At 59.9% G+C, this 17,331-nt stretch carries 11 protein-coding genes; 4 read left to right on the top strand and 7 right to left on the bottom strand.

Annotation, left to right across the window (positions count from 1 at the left end):
• Nucleotides 1-71 precede the first annotated feature (71 nt).
• Nucleotides 72-836 carry a methyl-accepting chemotaxis protein gene (locus AB7M26_RS03515; protein WP_370694726.1) on the top strand — a complete coding sequence of 255 codons (765 nt, stop codon included), beginning with the start codon at nucleotides 72-74 and terminating at the stop codon, nucleotides 834-836.
• Between the two features lie 133 nt (nucleotides 837-969).
• Here the strand turns inward: AB7M26_RS03515 and AB7M26_RS03520 are convergent, their stop codons facing one another.
• The 5 genes from AB7M26_RS03520 to AB7M26_RS03540 form a co-directional block, all read right to left on the bottom strand.
• Complete coding sequence (locus tag AB7M26_RS03520; protein WP_123500011.1) at nucleotides 970-1,572, bottom strand: DUF924 family protein; 603 nt, start codon at nucleotides 1,570-1,572, stop codon at nucleotides 970-972.
• A gap of 3 nt (nucleotides 1,573-1,575) precedes the next feature.
• The gene (locus tag AB7M26_RS03525; protein ID WP_123500013.1) at nucleotides 1,576-2,586 is read right to left on the bottom strand and encodes a class 1 fructose-bisphosphatase; all 1,011 of its coding nucleotides are present in this window, start codon (nucleotides 2,584-2,586) and stop codon (nucleotides 1,576-1,578) included.
• Between the two features lie 263 nt (nucleotides 2,587-2,849).
• Nucleotides 2,850-4,217, bottom strand: a complete 1,368-nt coding sequence (locus AB7M26_RS03530) for a DUF3999 domain-containing protein (RefSeq protein ID WP_123500015.1) — start codon at nucleotides 4,215-4,217, stop codon at nucleotides 2,850-2,852.
• Nucleotides 4,214-7,801, bottom strand: coding sequence for a DUF2339 domain-containing protein (locus AB7M26_RS03535; RefSeq protein ID WP_123500017.1), 3,588 nt, complete (start codon nucleotides 7,799-7,801; stop codon nucleotides 4,214-4,216). Before AB7M26_RS03535 ends, AB7M26_RS03530 begins: the two co-directional genes overlap by 4 nt.
• Before the next feature lie 234 nt (nucleotides 7,802-8,035).
• Nucleotides 8,036-10,486 carry a glycogen/starch/alpha-glucan phosphorylase gene (locus AB7M26_RS03540; RefSeq protein WP_123500018.1) on the bottom strand — a complete coding sequence of 817 codons (2,451 nt, stop codon included), beginning with the start codon at nucleotides 10,484-10,486 and terminating at the stop codon, nucleotides 8,036-8,038.
• 268 nt (nucleotides 10,487-10,754) lie between these two features.
• On the opposite strand from AB7M26_RS03540, the gene AB7M26_RS03545 reads away from it, so the two are divergent.
• Entirely contained in the window at nucleotides 10,755-11,192 is a 438-nt protein-coding gene (locus AB7M26_RS03545; protein WP_008005123.1) for a YkgJ family cysteine cluster protein, read from the top strand.
• Nucleotides 11,193-11,408: 216 nt separating this feature from the next.
• Here the strand turns inward: AB7M26_RS03545 and typA are convergent, their stop codons facing one another.
• Nucleotides 11,409-13,229 carry a translational GTPase TypA gene (gene typA / locus AB7M26_RS03550; protein WP_007907857.1) on the bottom strand — a complete coding sequence of 607 codons (1,821 nt, stop codon included), beginning with the start codon at nucleotides 13,227-13,229 and terminating at the stop codon, nucleotides 11,409-11,411.
• 139 nt (nucleotides 13,230-13,368) lie between these two features.
• Entirely contained in the window at nucleotides 13,369-14,823 is a 1,455-nt protein-coding gene (gene thiI, locus AB7M26_RS03555; protein WP_008005335.1) for a tRNA uracil 4-sulfurtransferase ThiI, read from the bottom strand.
• A 330-nt stretch (nucleotides 14,824-15,153) separates the two neighbouring features.
• Here thiI and glnA point away from each other — a divergent pair, with 330 nt between their 5' ends.
• Both glnA and AB7M26_RS03565 read left to right on the top strand, forming a co-directional pair.
• Nucleotides 15,154-16,560, top strand: coding sequence for a glutamate--ammonia ligase (glnA, locus tag AB7M26_RS03560; protein ID WP_007907861.1), 1,407 nt, complete (start codon nucleotides 15,154-15,156; stop codon nucleotides 16,558-16,560).
• A 134-nt stretch (nucleotides 16,561-16,694) separates the two neighbouring features.
• Entirely contained in the window at nucleotides 16,695-17,243 is a 549-nt protein-coding gene (locus AB7M26_RS03565) for a chorismate mutase (RefSeq protein ID WP_123500022.1), read from the top strand.
• Nucleotides 17,244-17,331 lie beyond the last annotated feature (88 nt).

The following is a 17,331-nucleotide window of genomic DNA, read 5'->3' on the forward strand; positions in this document are numbered from 1 at the left end:
GTGAAGTGTCCTCGGCCACCGGCCAGGTGAACGAAGTCGCCTTACGGGTTGTCGCGGCTTCTAACTCGTCGATGTTCAACTCCGATCAGCAGGCCTCACGCACCAGCAGCGTGGCTGCAGCAATCAACGAATTGGGCGCCGCCGCCCAGGAAATCGCCCAGAACGCCGCCCTCGCCTCGCAACATTCGAGCGACGCCCGTGCCTTGGCCGAAGACGGTCAGCAAGTGGTGGATAAAACCATCGCCGCCATGCAGCAGCTATCGGCAAAAATCAGTGATTCCTGCGGCAACATCGAAACCCTGAACAGCAACACGGTGAACATCGGCCAGATTCTGGAAGTGATCACCAGCATCTCGCAGCAAACCAACCTGCTGGCGCTCAACGCGGCCATCGAAGCGGCCCGTGCCGGTGAAGCCGGCCGTGGTTTTGCCGTGGTTGCCGATGAGGTGCGCAACCTCGCCCACCGCACTCAGGATTCGGCGCAGCAAGTGCAGAAGATGATCGAAGAACTGCAAGTCGGCGCCCGTGAAGCGGTCAGCACCATGACCGACAGCCAGCGCCAGAGCGAAAGCAGCGTCGGCATCGCCAACCAGGCTGGCGAGCGCCTGGGCAGCGTGACGCAGCGCATCGGTGAGATCGACGGCATGAACCAGTCCGTGGCGACCGCGACCGAGGAGCAAACTGCTGTGGTCGAGTCGATCAACGTCGACATCACCGAGATCAACACGCTGAACCAGGAAGGTGTGGAGAATTTGCAGTCGACGTTGCGTGCGTGTGCTGACCTTGAGCAGCAGGCGGCGCGGTTGAAGCAGTTGGTGGGTAGTTTCAGGATCTAAGGCGCTCTCACCGGCCTCATCGCGGGCAAGCCCGCTCCCACAATAATCTTCGGTGGACACAAATTTTGTGTACGACAGAGATCACTGTGGGAGCGGGCTTGCCCGCGATGGCGTCATCAGCAACAACGAAAAGCTAGAAGCGGGATCCGGGGCCTGAAAGAAACTCAACTTCCTCAGCCGTAGATTCACGCCCCAACACCGCATTGCGATGGGGAAACCGTCCAAACCGCGCAATGATCTTCTGATGCCGCTCGGCATAATCCAGGTTGTCGGCAAACACCGCCCGATCCGCCTCGGGTTGCTGTTTAACCAGATCAAGAAACCGCGAAACCGCTTCGTTCTGCACCGCCAGATTTTCGCAGTGCTCAAACACCAGATAGATAAACACCCGCTGGATCGGCCGCAGTTGCCGATCGAAATCCGCAGCAATGCCTTGCGCTACCAGAGCCTGAGCCCTGAGATCGCCTGAAAAGGATTTGGGGGTATCGCGAAAGATCATTCGCGGAAGTTGATCGAGCAACAGCACCAGGGCCAGCCAACCTTCGGGGCGTTGCGCCCAATCGGTCAATCCGCCGGCCAGTGCCTGCTCGACCTGGTCCCCGAAACGCATCCGCGCTTCGAGGTCCTGGCTGTCGCGCTTGCCGAACCATAACTTGCCCTTGTCAGCCGCTATTTCGTTGGGTGATTCGAAAGATCCAAACCACCATTCGAGTAACGGCTGCCAGGGCGCGGTCATGGTTTATTCCTTGTGATAGGCCGTGACGCGGGCAACTTCTTCTTTCGAACCGAGGAACACCGCAACACGCTGGTGCAGGCCTTCCGGCTGGATGTCGAGGATGCGCTGGTGGCCGTCAGTGGACGCGCCGCCGGCTTGTTCCACCAGGAACGACATCGGGTTGGCTTCGTACATCAGACGCAGCTTGCCCGGCTTGGACGGCTCACGGCTGTCGCGTGGGTACATGAACAGACCGCCGCGGGTCAGGATGCGGTGCACGTCCGCGACCATCGCCGCGACCCAGCGCATGTTGTAGTTCTTTTTCAACGGGCCTTCTTCGCCAGCCAGCAATTCGCTGACGTAGCGTTGTACCGGAGCTTCCCAGTGACGCTGGTTGGACGCGTTGATCGCGAACTCCTGAGTGGACTCCGGGATCTTGATGTCTTCATGGGTCAGCACGAAGCTGCCCATTTCGCGGTCCAGGGTGAAGCCTTTCACGCCGTCGCCCAAGGTCAGTACCAGCATGGTCTGCGGGCCGTAGATGGCATAACCGGCGGCTACCTGCTCGGTGCCTGGCTGCAGGAAAGCCTTCTCGTTCAGAGGTTCGTTCTGGCTCAGGTATTCGTTCGGGCAACGCAGTACCGAGAAGATGGTGCCGACCGGCGCGTTGATGTCGATGTTCGACGAACCGTCCAGTGGGTCGAATACCAGCAGGTACGCGCCTTTCGGGTATTTGCCAGGGATCTGGTAGGCGTTGTCCATTTCTTCGGACGCCATGCCGGCCAGGTGACCGCCCCACTCGTTGGCTTCGAGCAGGATTTCGTTGGAGATCACGTCGAGCTTCTTCTGCACTTCGCCCTGGACGTTTTCAGTGCCCATGCTGCCCAGAACACCACCCAGGGCGCCTTTAGAGACGGCGTGGCTGATTTCCTTGCAAGCACGCGCCACCACTTCGATCAGGAAGCGCAGATCGGCAGGAGTGTTGTTGCTACGGGTCTGCTCAATCAAATAGCGACTCAAGGTAACGCGGGACATGGACGGCTCCGGTGGAATGGGGGGGCTAAAAACCCGCGCAGTTTAACGCGAGTCGGGGCGCATTTCCTCCTATCAGACGTGATACACCCAATAGAGTTCATGTGCGGGGTTGAGCGTAGTTCGAAATGGGGCCTTGATTGGCGACAGGTTTCAATATTTTTGGAGGCCGGAAGGACGCCTTCGCGGGCAAGCCTCGCTCCTACAGGTAATCCACCAATCCTGTGGGAGCGAGGCTTGCCCGCGATCTGGCGCGAAACGCCAGCCTAGGATTTGACGGGTGGCTTGCGCAGCAAGCTGAACGCCATGGCCCCCAAAAACAGCACACTGAGCAACAGCACCGCCCACAACCCGAATTTCTTCCAGTTCGTGTCCGCCACCGCAGGCACGGTCGCCGCCGGAGTCACCACGACCCCACCTTCCACGGTCGCCTTGCCCAACGCCGCCAGCTTCGCCGCGCTGTAATCGGGAATCAGCGTCGACAACGGCAAGCTCGCCGCCTTCACCGTCGCACTCCCCAACGCCAGCGTATAAGGCCCGGCACCGCGTGCCAGGAACACCAGTTGCGTGGAGCGCACGGCAAACCGCACGGTCGGCGCTTCGGCGCCCAGGCCACCGCCGCGCTCATCCACCGTCAGCTTCAATTGCTGCACGGTCTGGCCCGGCAGCTGCAATTCGTTCTGCACCACGTCCTGGCCATTCTGGGTCAAGCGGTAGAGCAAACCGCTGGTCAGCGTTTGCCACGGCAGGCTGGTTTCCCGGCGACCCGACAATGTCACCGGTGCCAGGCTGTTGGGCTGATTCAGCTCGATCTGCAAGCGCTGGACATTCAACCCCATCGGCAATTGCCAGATGTACTCACCGGCCTTCACGCTGGTGCCAGCCAACGGTTGTGACCAGACCAACGGCAGCGGCAAGGTGCGAGGGTTGGTGCTTTCCAGTTGCGCCGACGTCAGCGCTGGCGCCGATTGCGGTGAGCTCCACAGCAAACGCAGATAGCGCGCCGATTGCCCCGGCAGGCCGACCTCATGTTGCTCAACCCGTTCGTCGGCAAACGTCAGACGTGCCACTTGCCCTTCGCCCCACGACTGCCAATGCTGCAAATCGTCGCTGGCTTCGATGCTGAAACGCTGGAAGCCGTCGCGATCGCTGGTCCAATCGAGGATCAATTGCTGTAACGGCGCCTTGATTCGACTGGCATCGAGTAACCAGCCGCGCAGCTCTTCTTCGCCCGCCTCCAACTGGCTGGACGGCTGCACCTCGATCAACGTGCCGTTGGTGTTCGATTGCACGCGGACACTCGGCGCGCGTTCGGTGGCTTCCGCCGAGTTGTACAACGGGAACCACTTCACGTCGTGAAGTGTGCGGTTTTCGCGGGTCTGCGCGGGTTCTCGGGCCAGCGCATAAGCCTGAGGCTCACCGGCGGCGTTGAACACGCGTAGATCGCTGAGATCGGTTTGCCGCGCTTTCAGTTGCACGCCCAAGGGCAATTCCAGGCGATACCACGGGCCTTCGCCACTCACCGACAACGGCACCTGCGCGGCAAAGTCCGCCGGTTTTTCCTGCGCGCCGGCCGACAGCGTCACACCCAACACCACAGCCCCCCACCAGCCCAGGTTCAGTTTCTGACTCAAGACGACACTCCTTCGGTTTCAGGGGCCGGTTTTTCAACATCCGGCACAGCTTCGGCACGCTTGGGTGGCAATGGAGCGAAATAGCCCACCACCAACAGCAACACGCCAACGCCGATAAACGACACGATCCGCGCGAGCCCGCCGCGGTTACTCAATTCAACGAAGAACAGCTTGGCGACCACCAACGCGATCAGCGCCGCGCCGATCAGCCAGACTTCGCGGCGATGACGCAGATGCCCACCGATCATCAGACTCAGGGCCATCAGGGTCCAGACGATGGACAGGCCGGCCTGCACCAACATCGACCCAAGCAGCAGATCCAGCGCGTACGGCACGCCACCCCAATGGTGAGCCGCGCGCATCACCAGCGCGGTGAAGAAGACGAACAGCGAAACCCCGGCGATCACTTGCGTGGCGTTATCGGCGTACTCCTTGCGAATTGCCAGTTGCGCCACGGCGCTGCGAGACCAGATGTAAACGCCGAACAGGGCAAACAGCAGGCCCAGCTCCAGCGGGTTGATCAGTGGCACATATGGCAACGGCTCGGCGGTGCCGTCACTGGCGATGTTCGCCAACCAGAACCAGCCGAGCATCAACAGTGCCAACGGCGCAGCGGCATAGACCCGGTACTCGCGGGGATAAGCCGACACCGGCCATGGCCACGCACGCGGTGCAGCCATCAGCACCAGATACAGGCTCGGCAGAATCGCCCAGCCCAACCAGCGCCAGGCGTTGTACTGTTCCGACAACAGCAGCAGACCGTAACGCAGCTCCAGGGCCAACACGCCGATCAACAGCCAGCAGCCGAGCACATGGGCGGTGCTCAGGGCTGTTGCGGGCAGCGTCGGCGCCAGACGCCGCAGCGAGATGAAATGCACGACAAACACCGCGATCCAAACCAGCCAGCCGAAGTTGGCGGCCGGGTGATAACGCGAATGCCAGGCCGCGAGCAGCACCAAACCGGCAGCGGGAATCAGCAACGTGCAGAGCAAGCCCAGCGACGACCACTTCAGGCGCAGCGCCAATACCGTCCACAGCGCGACACTCACGGCGGCGACGGCCAGCAACAAGGTGGCTTGCAGATTCAACGGCGCAAAGCGCAGCACTTCACTGACCCACGCCAGCGCCCACCAACCCGCGCCCCACACCAGCAATACTTCGGACAAGCGCTGCAGGCTCAACCCATCGAAGGCCGAGGCATGGTTGCCGAGCTGCAAACGCCAGGCCCCGACGAAGGCGGCCAGCCCCAGCACCAGCGGCGTCCAGAAACCGCTATGCGCCAACGGTCGCAACCCTTCGCTGAGCAGCGGGCCGAGCAGGTCTGGCCCGGCGAACAGGAACGCCACGCCGCCGATCACCTGCAACAGCAGACCAAAGACAAAACTCACCCGCTGCTTCAGGTACAGGCTCAACCAGATGATGAACAAACCACTGGCGGCCCACACCGCGCTCGCGGTTTGCCACGGCAACACGAACAGCACCGCGAGGTTGATCAGCACCAGACCGGCCAGCAACACCACTGACAAGCCGCGCAGCAAACGCACGTCGCTGCGCACCATTTCGTCGCGGGCCGCCAGCAACATCCCGGCGATCAATGCCAGCCCGATCAGGGACGCGCTGAGCAAACCGCTCCAACCGGCGCTGAACACCGCGGCAGACTCACCGCCCGCCCCTTGCAGCCGCAACAGGAACAACGCACCGCCAAGCAGTTGCACGGCGAACGCGGTGAACAGGAAGGTTCTCGATTGCAGGCGCAGGCCGACGAACAGCGTCGCCAACCCGGCCAGCGCCCAACTGATCGCCGTGCCATGAGTGAAGAAGAACAGCGGCGCCAGCAGATAGAGGAACGTCAGCCCCAGGCAGGCCAGCACCGGCAGCGCTTGGCGCTCCCACTGCGACGCCTGTTCAGGCAACGCTTTGCGTAATTGGTAGAAGCTGAACAGCAGCGCCACGCCGAGCATCAACGCTCCCAGCGGTGCGCCATCGAGCAGGCTGCTCTCACCAGTCCGCAGCTCACTGAGAAAGGCCAGTGCCGAGCCCAGCTGCAGCAGCAAGGCAAAGGCTCGCGCCAGCGGTCGTTGTTGACGCAGGCCGAGCCAGAATATCCCCGCACCTTCCACCGCCCAGGCGGCTGCGGTCCAACGCGCATCGAGCCCCAAAGGAATCGCCAGGCTGGCGAAGATCACGCCAAGTGCCAGACAGGTTTCCGCCAATAACAGCGCTCGACCGCCCATCAGCAACCGGGCCAGCCCCATGTAAATCATGCCCAGTGCCAAGGCGCTGAAGGCGGCGGCAAATTCCAGATGCTCCACCAGCGCGAACTGCAAACCGAAACCCACCAGCGGAGGGGCGAACAGCATCGTGCCGTCGACGTAATCGCCCTTGCGCGCCGACCAGTGCAGCAACGCCTCGCGGCTGTCGTCCTCGGGCGCATCGCTCATTTCCAGCAGTTTGCGCCGGGCGAACAACAAGCCGATGGCCAGGTACATCAGGAAAAACAGAATCAGGAACGGCTCGGTACTCCACAGCAATTCCGGTGTATAGGAACGCAGGCCCCAGGCCAACCCGATGCCGAAGGTGCCGACAAACCCGATCAGGTTAAGCAGCCGCCAGGCCTTGAACCACGCGATGGCGAGGATGCCGGCATTGAGCAAGGCGAAGTAGCTGAACAGCGCGACATGGTTGCCGGCGCCGGTGGAGGTCAGGATCGGCGCGGCGAAACCACCCAGGGCAGCTGCGGCGGCCAAGCCCAAGGCGTTTTGGGTAATGGCGAGAATCGCCGAGAACACCGTCACCACCACCAACAGCCCCAGTGCAGCCGTGGGGTCGAGCAACGGATGCAGACGCATCGCGGCAAATACGGTCAGGTACAACACTGCAATCCCGGTGCCTTGCAGCATCAACGCGTAATTGCTGTTGCGCAGACGCAGCCACCAGCCCAGCGCGAGCAAGCCCAAGGCCGCCGCCGCGACACCGGCGTAACGCAACTCGACCGGCACCACCATGCCCTCGGTGGCATAGCGCAACAGGAAGGCCAGGCCAAGGAACAACAGCACCACGCCAACTCGCAGCACGGTATTGCCGCCGAACAGCCAGTTGCGCGCGCCGCTGATGGCGCGCTCGATGAAGTTCGGGCCGCGAGACGCCGCCGGTTGTTGTGGTTCACGGGCAATCGGTTCGGGTTTCCAGGCATCAGCGGGCGGCGGACGACTGGCTTCGGTGGTGGCCGCCGTGATGGGTTCAAATTCAGGCGGCAGCTCCCAGATCAGCTCCGGGGATGCGACAGGGGCTTGCTCGAGAATGATTTCAGGGGATGGAACCGGCTCGCCAGCCGCAGGTTCACTGGTTTCAGGTGTTTTGACGCCCGACACTTCCAGCAATGCCAATCGCTGCTCGACCGCATGCAGCGCAACTTGCGCCTGATCGAGCATGCGTCGCTGCTCGGCGGTTTGAGTACTCAAGCGGCCGATGCGGATGGCCTGGCCAATACCCAGCCCGAGCAAAGCGCCCAACAGCGCATCGCTGAACGACTCGTCGAGTAGCCAGCCCAGCAGCAGCCCAATCAGCATGAACATCCATTGCATGGTCGATATCCCTAAGCGGCCCATTGCCTTGTGGCGTTTGCACTGACGTCATCGCGGGCAAGCCTCGCTCCCACAGGTTTTGCACAGGCCGCAAAAACGACATATGACCTGTAGGAGCGAGGCTTGCCCGCGATTGACCGCGCAGCGGTCACCGAAACATCCGGAAAACCTGGCGCTTAGTATATCGGTCCGGCCCAACAACCGTCGGACCTGACTCGCAATTATTGCTAAAAGTTACTCCAGTGCCTTCCAGATATCCGTGGCGTACTCGCGAATGGTCCGGTCGGACGAGAACCAGCCCATCCGCGCGCTGCTCAATACCGCCGAGCGCCACCACTCTTTGGAGTCGTGCCAATGAGCCTCGACCCGCATCTGAGCGTTCCAGTAAGAGTCGAAATCGGCGCAGACCAGGAAGCGGTCATAGTCCACCAGCGAATCAATCAGTGTGGTGTAGCGGGACGGATCGTCTGGCGAGAACACCCCTCCGCGAATCGCTTGCAACACATCGTTGAGTCGATGGGAGGCGGCAATGTCCGGTGCCGCGCTGAACTCATGGTTGAGCTTGCGCGCTTCCACTTGCTCGGCGCTGAGGCCGAAGATGAACATGTGTTCGACACCAATGCGCTCGCTCATCTCCACGTTGGCCCCGTCCAGGGTGCCGATGGTCAGCGCGCCGTTGAGGCCGAACTTCATGTTGCTGGTGCCCGAGGCTTCGAAGCCTGCGGTGGAAATCTGTTCCGACAAATCCGCCGCTGGGATGATGCTTTCGGCCAGGCTGACGTTGTAGTTGGGCAAGAACACCACTTTGAGCAAACCACGCACGGTCGGGTCGTTGTTGACCACCCGGGCGATGTCGTTGGTCAGTTTGATGATCAATTTAGCCTGGTGATAACTGGCCGCCGCCTTGCCGGCGAAGATCTTCACCCGCGGCACCCAGTCGATTTCCGGTTCGGCACGAATCGCCTGGTACAGCGCAACGGTGTGCAGCAGGTTGAGCAACTGACGTTTGTATTCGTGGATCCGCTTGACCTGCACGTCGAACATCGCCGCCGGGTTGATCGCGACCCCCAGCCGTTCATGAATCAGGTATGCCAGGGCTTTCTTGCTGTGCAGCCGCTGTTCGGCGAACTGTTTGCGGAATGCAGTCTTCTCGGCAAACGGTTCCAGCCCTATCAGGCTTTCTTCGGGGTTATCCAGCATATCCGGGCCGAGGGCGTCGACCATCATCGAGGTCAGCTCGGGGTTGGCCTGGTAGAGCCAGCGGCGGAAGGTAATGCCGTTGGTCTTGTTGTTGATTCGCTCCGGATAGAGTTTATGCAATTCGGAAAACACGGTGCTGCGCATCAGTTGCGTGTGCAGGCCGGACACGCCGTTGACGCTGTGAGAACCAAGGAATGCCAGGTTGCCCATGCGCACGCGACGACCGTTGTCCTCCTCAATCAGCGACACCGCACGCAACACGTCGAAATCGTGAACGCCCTTGGCCCGCAATGAGTCGATGTGCTGGGCGTTGATCAAATAAATGATCTGCATGTGCCGTGGCAGCATCCGCTCCATCAAACCGACCGGCCAGGTTTCCAACGCCTCCGGCAACAGCGTGTGGTTGGTGTACGACAGCGTGTCGACCGTAACTTGCCAAGCCGCATCCCACGCCACGTCATAAACGTCGACCAACTGACGCATCAGCTCGGCCACGGCAATCGAGGGGTGAGTGTCGTTGAGTTGAATGGCCGCGTGATCGCCCAGGGTCAGCACCGAGGTGTGCATGTTGCGATGGCGGCGCAACAAATCCTGCAGGGATGCAGCGACGAAGAAGTATTCCTGACGCAGACGCAGTTCCTGGCCGGCCTCGGTGCTGTCCGCCGGGTAGAGCACGCGGGAGATACTTTCGGCCCGGGCCACTTCTGCCACCGCGCCCAGGTGGTCGCCAGCGTTGAAGCGCTCCAGGTGCAACTCTTCCATGGCCCGGGCACGCCACAGTCGCAGCGTGTTGACACTCGCGCCGCGCCAACCGACCACCGGGGTGTCATAGGCAATGGCCCGCACGGTTTCCGCCGGGGACCAGACTTGCCTGGATTTGCCGTTTTCATCGGTCACGGTTTCGACACTGCCGCCGAAGCCGATCGGGTAGGCGACCTCCGGCCGTTCGAACTCCCACGGGTTGCCGAAATCCAGCCAGTGTTCGGTCTGCTCCTGCTGCCAGCCGTCGACGATGGCCTGACGGAACAAACCGTGTTCGTAACGAATGCCGTAACCATGGCCGGCGATGCCGAGGGTCGACATGCTTTCCATGAAGCACGCCGCCAGACGCCCGAGACCTCCGTTGCCCAGCGCCGCATCGGGTTCCAGCAGACGGATGCGTTCGATGTCGACGCCAAGTTCGGTCATGGCTTCGCGGGCTACATCAAGCAGGCCGAGATTGCTCAGGCTGTCATAGAGCAAGCGGCCGATCAGGAATTCAAGGGAGAGGTAATAGACCCGCTTCTGGCCTTTGCGGTAGATCTGCCGGGTGTGGTCCATCCAGTGCTCGACCATGTGATCGCGCGCCGCCAGGGCGATGGCTTCGAACCAGTCGTGGTCGAAGGCGTGATCAGGGTCTTTGCCCACCGCGTAGGTAAGCTTGGTCAAGACGGCGTCGCGGAATGCGGCCACCTCTGCTTCGCGAACAAGTGGTTCTTGAGTCATCGATAAGACCTCGAGCGAGCGTGAAGTTGTCTGAGCCTAGTCGGTCTGACAGACCATTGAGACTCTGGTTCGGCAGTTTTTCCTGTTTGTGCGAGCTATTCGTGTGAGAGAGATCGGCATTAGGTTATCGCGCCCCGAAACAATGCAGGGGCCGTGCCGGACACAGGGATTATTTTGCGCCAAGCGAAAAAATCTGGCGAAAGGTTGTTCAAAAATCCACCAGTCCCGGTATGATCGCGCGCCCTGATGCACACGCTGGTAACAACCGATGATGAAGCCCAACCTGATCGCCGCCGCGGAGATCGATCGCCTCGATACCTGGGCAAAATACTCTGCCCCGATGTGCGGTTCCTGCGTGTCCAGCTGCTGCACCTTGCCGGTCGAGGTCAAGATCAAGGATCTGATCCGTATCGGCATTGTCGACGAATTCGAGCGTGGCGATCCGCCGAAGAACATCGCCAAGCGTTTGCAGAAGGAAGGTATCGTCGAGCGCTATAACCAGAAGTCCGAGATCTTCACCCTTCAGCGCATGAGCAACAACGATTGCCTGTACCTGGATCGCAAGAGCCGTCTTTGCACCATTTATGACAAGCGCCCGGACACCTGCCGCAACCACCCGAAGATCGGACCGCGACCGGGGTATTGCGCGTACAAGCCTAAAGAAGTGGTGCGCGAGAACAATCCGCGGACGCTGGACAAGTTCTGATCCAGAATCCCGCTGCCTGACGGGGCCTCATCGCGGGCAAGCCCGCTCCCACAGGGTTCGGCGCCGAACTCAGATTATGTAACCACCACAAATCATTGTGGGAGCGGGCTTGCCCGCGATGGGGCCCGAACTGACACCGCACAAACACCAGACAAACAAAAACGCCCCCGACCTTGCGGTCGGGGGCGTTTTTTTAAGCGCTAACTAAGTCGAAACTCAGTTACCAGCTTTCTTGGCAGCGCGGGTACGCTCGCTTTCGCCCAGGATCTTCTTACGAAGACGGATGGACTTAGGAGTGACTTCGCACAATTCGTCTTCTTGAACGAATTCCAGAGCCTGCTCCAGGGTGAAGCGGATAGGCGGAACCAGAGCGATGGTTTCGTCTTTACCCGAAGCACGCATGTTGTCGAGCTTCTTGCCTTTGGTTGGGTTGACGCCCAGGTCGTTGTCGCGGCTGTTGATGCCGACGATTTGACCTTCGTACACGTCTTCACCGTGACCCAGGAACAGTTTGCCGCGAGCTTGCAGGGTTTCCAGCGAGTAAGTCAGCGCCTTACCGGTAGCAACCGAAACCAGCACGCCGTTCTGACGGCCGGACATGTCGCCGGACTTCATCACGTCGTAACGGTCGAAGATCGAGGTCAGGATGCCTGCACCGGAGGTCAGGGTCAGGAACTCGTTACGGAAACCGATCAAGCCACGAGCCGGGATGTTGTACTCAAGGCGCACACGGCCCTTGCCATCCGGAACCATGTTGGTCAGGTCGCCTTTACGGATACCGATCTGTTCCATGATCGAACCTTGCGATTCTTCCGGCAGGTCGATGGTCACGTTTTCGTACGGTTCGTGCTTGACGCCGTCAACCATGCGGATGATCACTTCCGGACGACCAACACCCATTTCGAAGCCTTCGCGACGCATGGTTTCGATCAGTACCGAGAGGTGCAGCTCACCACGGCCGGAGACTTTGAACTTGTCGGCGGTGTCGCCTTCTTCAACGCGCAGGGCAACGTTGTAGAGCAGTTCTTTGTCCAGACGCTCCTTGATGTTACGGCTGGTGACGAACTTGCCTTCTTTACCGCAGAAAGGCGAGTCGTTTACCTGGAAGGTCATGGAAACGGTTGGCTCGTCAACGGTCAGCGGCTTCATCGCTTCGACGTTCAGTGGGTCGCACAGAGTGTCGGAGATGAACAGCTGGTCGAAGCCGCTGATGCAGACGATGTCGCCGGCAGCTGCTTCTTCAACGTCGATGCGGTGCAGGCCGTGGTGACCCATCAGCTTCAGGATACGACCGTTACGCTTCTTGCCGTCGGCGTCGATAGCAACAACCGGAGTGTTCGGCTTGATGCGACCACGAGCGATACGGCCAACGCCGATAACACCCAGGAAGCTGTTGTAGTCCAGAGCGGAGATTTGCATCTGGAACGGACCGTCACGGTCGACTTTCGGCGCAGGTACGTTGTCGACGATCGACTGGTACAGCGGGGTCATGTCTTCAGCCATGTCGGTGTGTTCCAGACCGGCAATGCCGTTCAGGGCCGAGGCGTAGACGACTTTGAAGTCCAGCTGTTCTTCGGTAGCACCGAGGTTGTCGAACAGGTCGAAGATCTGGTCCAGAACCCAGTCCGGACGCGCGCCTGGACGGTCAACCTTGTTGATCACCACGATTGGACGCAGGCCGGCTTCGAAAGCCTTCTTGGTCACGAAACGGGTTTGCGGCATAGGGCCGTCTTGAGCGTCAACCAGCAGCAGAACGGAGTCAACCATCGACATTACGCGTTCAACTTCGCCGCCGAAGTCGGCGTGGCCCGGGGTGTCCACGATGTTGATGTGGTAGCCGTTCCAGTTGATGGCGGTGTTTTTCGCCAGAATGGTAATACCGCGCTCTTTCTCCTGGTCGTTGGAGTCCATCACGCGCTCGTCGTTGAGCTCGTTGCGCTCCAGGGTGCCGGATTGACGCAAGAGTTTGTCTACCAGGGTGGTTTTACCATGGTCAACGTGAGCAATGATGGCGATGTTGCGTAGATTTTCGATCACTTGTGTATCTCGATCAGAGGATTCGGTGTGCTGACAAGTCTTGGCAGCGATTTACAGTAGAGTCCGGCAAAGCCGTTACAGCTTGACGGCGGCGTCGGGGGGCCGGTGACGCAGGCCACAGGCAAACAGCCCCGGGCACTTAGCTCGGTCGATAAACGCGCACATTGGCATGCCCCTCACTGAGCAAATGGTGGGCATGCAGGCGACTCATCACGCCTTTGTCGCAATACAGCAGGTACTGGCGAGTAGGGTCCAGTTCCTTGAAACGAGCGTTCAATGCATAAAACGGCATCGTCTGCACCTCAATGCCAGCGAGTTCCAGCGGCTCGTCTTCAGCGGCATCCGGGTGACGGATGTCGATGATGATCTGGCCCGCCAGAGCTTCGCTGACTTCTTCGATCTGCAAATCCTGGCCCAATTCGTCGATTACGCGATCGATCGGCACCAGTTTGGCGTTCTCGAGCGCACGCTCAAGTACCGCCATGTCGAATTCTTTCTCTTCATGCTCCACACGCGGACGCTTGGCGTGGGTCTTTGGGTTCACCGAGATGACCCCGCAGTATTCCGGCATGTGCTTGGCGAAATCGGCAGTACCGATTTCGTTGGCCAGGTCGATGATGTCCTGCTTGTGACTGGCGATCAGTGGACGCAAGACCAGCTTGTCGGTCACGCAGTCGATCACGGACAGGTTCGGCAACGTCTGGCTCGACACCTGGGAAATCGCTTCGCCGGTGACCAGCGCTTCGATCTCCAGCCGATCGGCAATACGGGAAGCAGCGCGCAACATCATACGCTTCAAAACTACACCCATATGACTGTTATCGACTTTCCCGAGAATTTCTCCCAGAACTTCCTCGAACGGCACACTGACAAATAACACGCGTTGAGAGCTGCCGTACTTCTTCCAGATGAAGTGCGCGACTTCCATGACGCCCAGTTCGTGGGCTCGTCCGCCCAGATTGAAGAAGCAGAAATGGCTCATCAGCCCGCGGCGCATGATCTGGTAGGCGGCGACGGTGGAATCGAAGCCACCGGACATCAGTACAAGCGTCTGTTCCAGGGCACCCAGCGGATAACCGCCGATGCTGTTGTGCTGGCTGTGGATCACGAACAACCGTTTGTCGCGAATTTCGATGCGAACTTCGATTTCAGGCTCTTTGAGCGAGATTCCGGCGGCGCCGCACTGACGACGCAGTTGGCTGCCGACGTATTTCTCGACGTCCATGGAGCTGAATTCGTGCTTGCCGGCACGCTTGCAGCGCACCGAAAAGATCTTCCCGGCCAGGGCGTCACCAAAATGCTGTTTGCACTTGGCGACGATGTCGTCGAAGTCGCCCAACGGGTATTCATCGACCTGCAGGAAATGCGCGATGCCCGGCATGCAGCTCAGGCGCTCGGTCATCTCCTTCAGGGCTTTCGGCTCGCTGACGCGGGTTTCCAACTCGAGATTGTCCCACACACCGTTGACCACCACAGCCGGGTCCAGATCGCGGAGCACGGTACGGATGTTTTTGGCCAACTGGCGGATGAAACGCATCCGTACCGGGCGGCTCTTGATGGTGATCTCGGGGAAGACTTTTACGATTAGTTTCATGAAAACAGCGCGCGCTGGGCCAGCCGAAAAAGGGGGGCGCGGATTATAGCGGAAATTGCTCAAGGTTTAACCAGTTAATGTGCAGAAGGTTTTGCGCGCACCAAAACAGGTCATTTATGGAATTAGACGCTACATTACAGGGCGAGGTTTGGCGCTTTTCGAGGCTTTGCACCTTTATAAGCGTGATATTGGGGCAAAAAACCCATGGTGGGGCACTGGCATGCAATTTGCTCCCTTGTGAGGCAGGTTGCCTTGGCAGAGTATTCGCGCCGGCATCACCCACATTCTAAGGGCATCCACTACTAAGCCCGAAGCCACCCGGAGGACACTATGTCGAAGTCGGTTCAACTCATCAAAGATCATGACGTCAAGTGGATTGATCTGCGCTTCACGGACACCAAAGGCACTCAGCACCACGTGACCATGCCGGCTCGCGATGGGCTGGATGAAGCTTTCTTCGAAGAAGGCAAAATGTTCGACGGTTCCTCCATCGCTGGCTGGAAAGGCATCGAAGCCTCCGACATGATCCTGATGCCGGACGACAGCACTGCCGTTCTCGACCCGTTCACCGAAGAGCCAACCCTGATCCTGGTTTGCGACGTGATCGAGCCTTCGACCATGCAAGGCTACGACCGTGACCCACGTGCGATCGCCAAGCGTGCCGAGGAATACCTGAAGTCGACCGGTATCGGTGACACCGTATTCGTGGGTCCAGAGCCTGAGTTCTTCATCTTCGACGAAGTGAAGTTCAAGTCCGACATCTCCGGCTCGATGTTCAAAATCTTCTCCGAACAAGGCTCGTGGATGTCCGACCAGGACGTGGAAGGCGGCAACAAAGGCCACCGTCCAGGCGTCAAAGGCGGCTACTTCCCTGTTCCGCCGTTCGACCACGACCACGAAATCCGTACCTCCATGTGCAACGCCATGGAAGAAATGGGCCTGGTCATCGAAGTTCACCACCACGAAGTGGCGACTGCCGGTCAGAACGAAATCGGCGTGAAGTTCAACACCCTGGTTGCCAAGGCTGACGAAGTTCAGACCCTGAAGTACTGCGTACACAACGTTGCTGATGCATATGGCCGCACCGCGACCTTCATGCCTAAGCCTCTGTACGGCGACAACGGTTCGGGTATGCACGTTCACCTGTCCATCGCCAAAGATGGCAAGAACACCTTCGCTGGCGAAGGCTATGCCGGCCTGTCCGATACCGCTCTGTACTTCATCGGCGGCATCATCAAGCACGGTAAGGCTCTGAACGGCTTCACCAACCCGTCGACCAACTCCTACAAGCGTCTGGTCCCAGGTTTCGAAGCGCCAGTGATGCTGGCTTACTCGGCTCGTAACCGTTCGGCTTCGATCCGTATTCCTTACGTGTCCAGCCCTCGCGCTCGCCGTATCGAAGCTCGCTTCCCGGATCCGGCAGCTAACCCGTACCTGGGCTTCGCTGCACTGTTGATGGCTGGCCTGGACGGCATCCAGAACAAGATCCACCCTGGCGACGCAGCTGACAAAAACCTGTACGACCTGCCGCCTGAAGAGGCGAAAGAGATCCCACAAGTTTGCGGCAGCCTGAAAGAAGCCCTGGAAGAGCTGGACAAAGGTCGTGCGTTCCTGACCAAAGGCGGCGTTTTCAGCGACGACTTCATCGACGCTTACATCGCCCTGAAAAGCGAAGAAGAAATCAAGGTTCGTACCTTCGTACACCCACTGGAATATGAGCTGTACTACAGCTGCTGATCCGGTAGCGCCGCGCTACGCGGCGTGACAAAAGAGAGGCCTCCTTCGGGAGGCCTTTTTTATGGGCGACTGTCTGTCATCGGATGCCCGGTTGCGTGCATCATGGCTTTCATCCGATAAAGCCGAGATGCTCCATGCGCTTACGTCCATGCCTTGCCCTGCTCACCGCCCTGCTGGCCAACAGTGCTTTTGCCAGCCCGGCACCTGCCGCCCTCGCCCCGTTGCTTGGCACCATCGAAGAACGCCTGGCGATTGCCGATCAGGTCGCGCTGAGCAAATGGGACAGCGGCAAACCGGTCGAAGACCGGCAGCGCGAGCGCGAGGTGATTGCCAGCGCCGTCGCCCTGGCACCTGCCTATAAATTGAGCAACGAAGCCGTCGAACAGTTCTTCTCGGCGCAGATCGAGGCCAACAAACTGGTGCAATACGCGCACCTGTCTGACTGGCATGCCCAAGGCAAGGCGCCCAACGATCCCCGCCCCGATCTCGTCGGGCAGATCCGCCCACAACTTGACCGGTTACAAAAACGCCTGCTGCAACAACTGGCCGATTTCAGCCCTTATCGCAACGACCCGCAGTGCCCGTCGTGGCTGGCCAAGGCCAATAAAACCGGCGCCCAAGCGCCATTGCGCGAGCTCGCCCAGGTACGCGCCACCGCCGAGTTGTGCAGCGCCAGCCGCTGAGCCGGTCTGCCGGCGTGCGCTGAAGTGCTCTATGCTGTCGCCATGAACGGAACAGGGCCGGACACTTGCCCAACGGCCAATGGAAGCC

The sequence above is a fragment of the Pseudomonas sp. F-14 TE3482 genome, assembly GCF_053629455.1.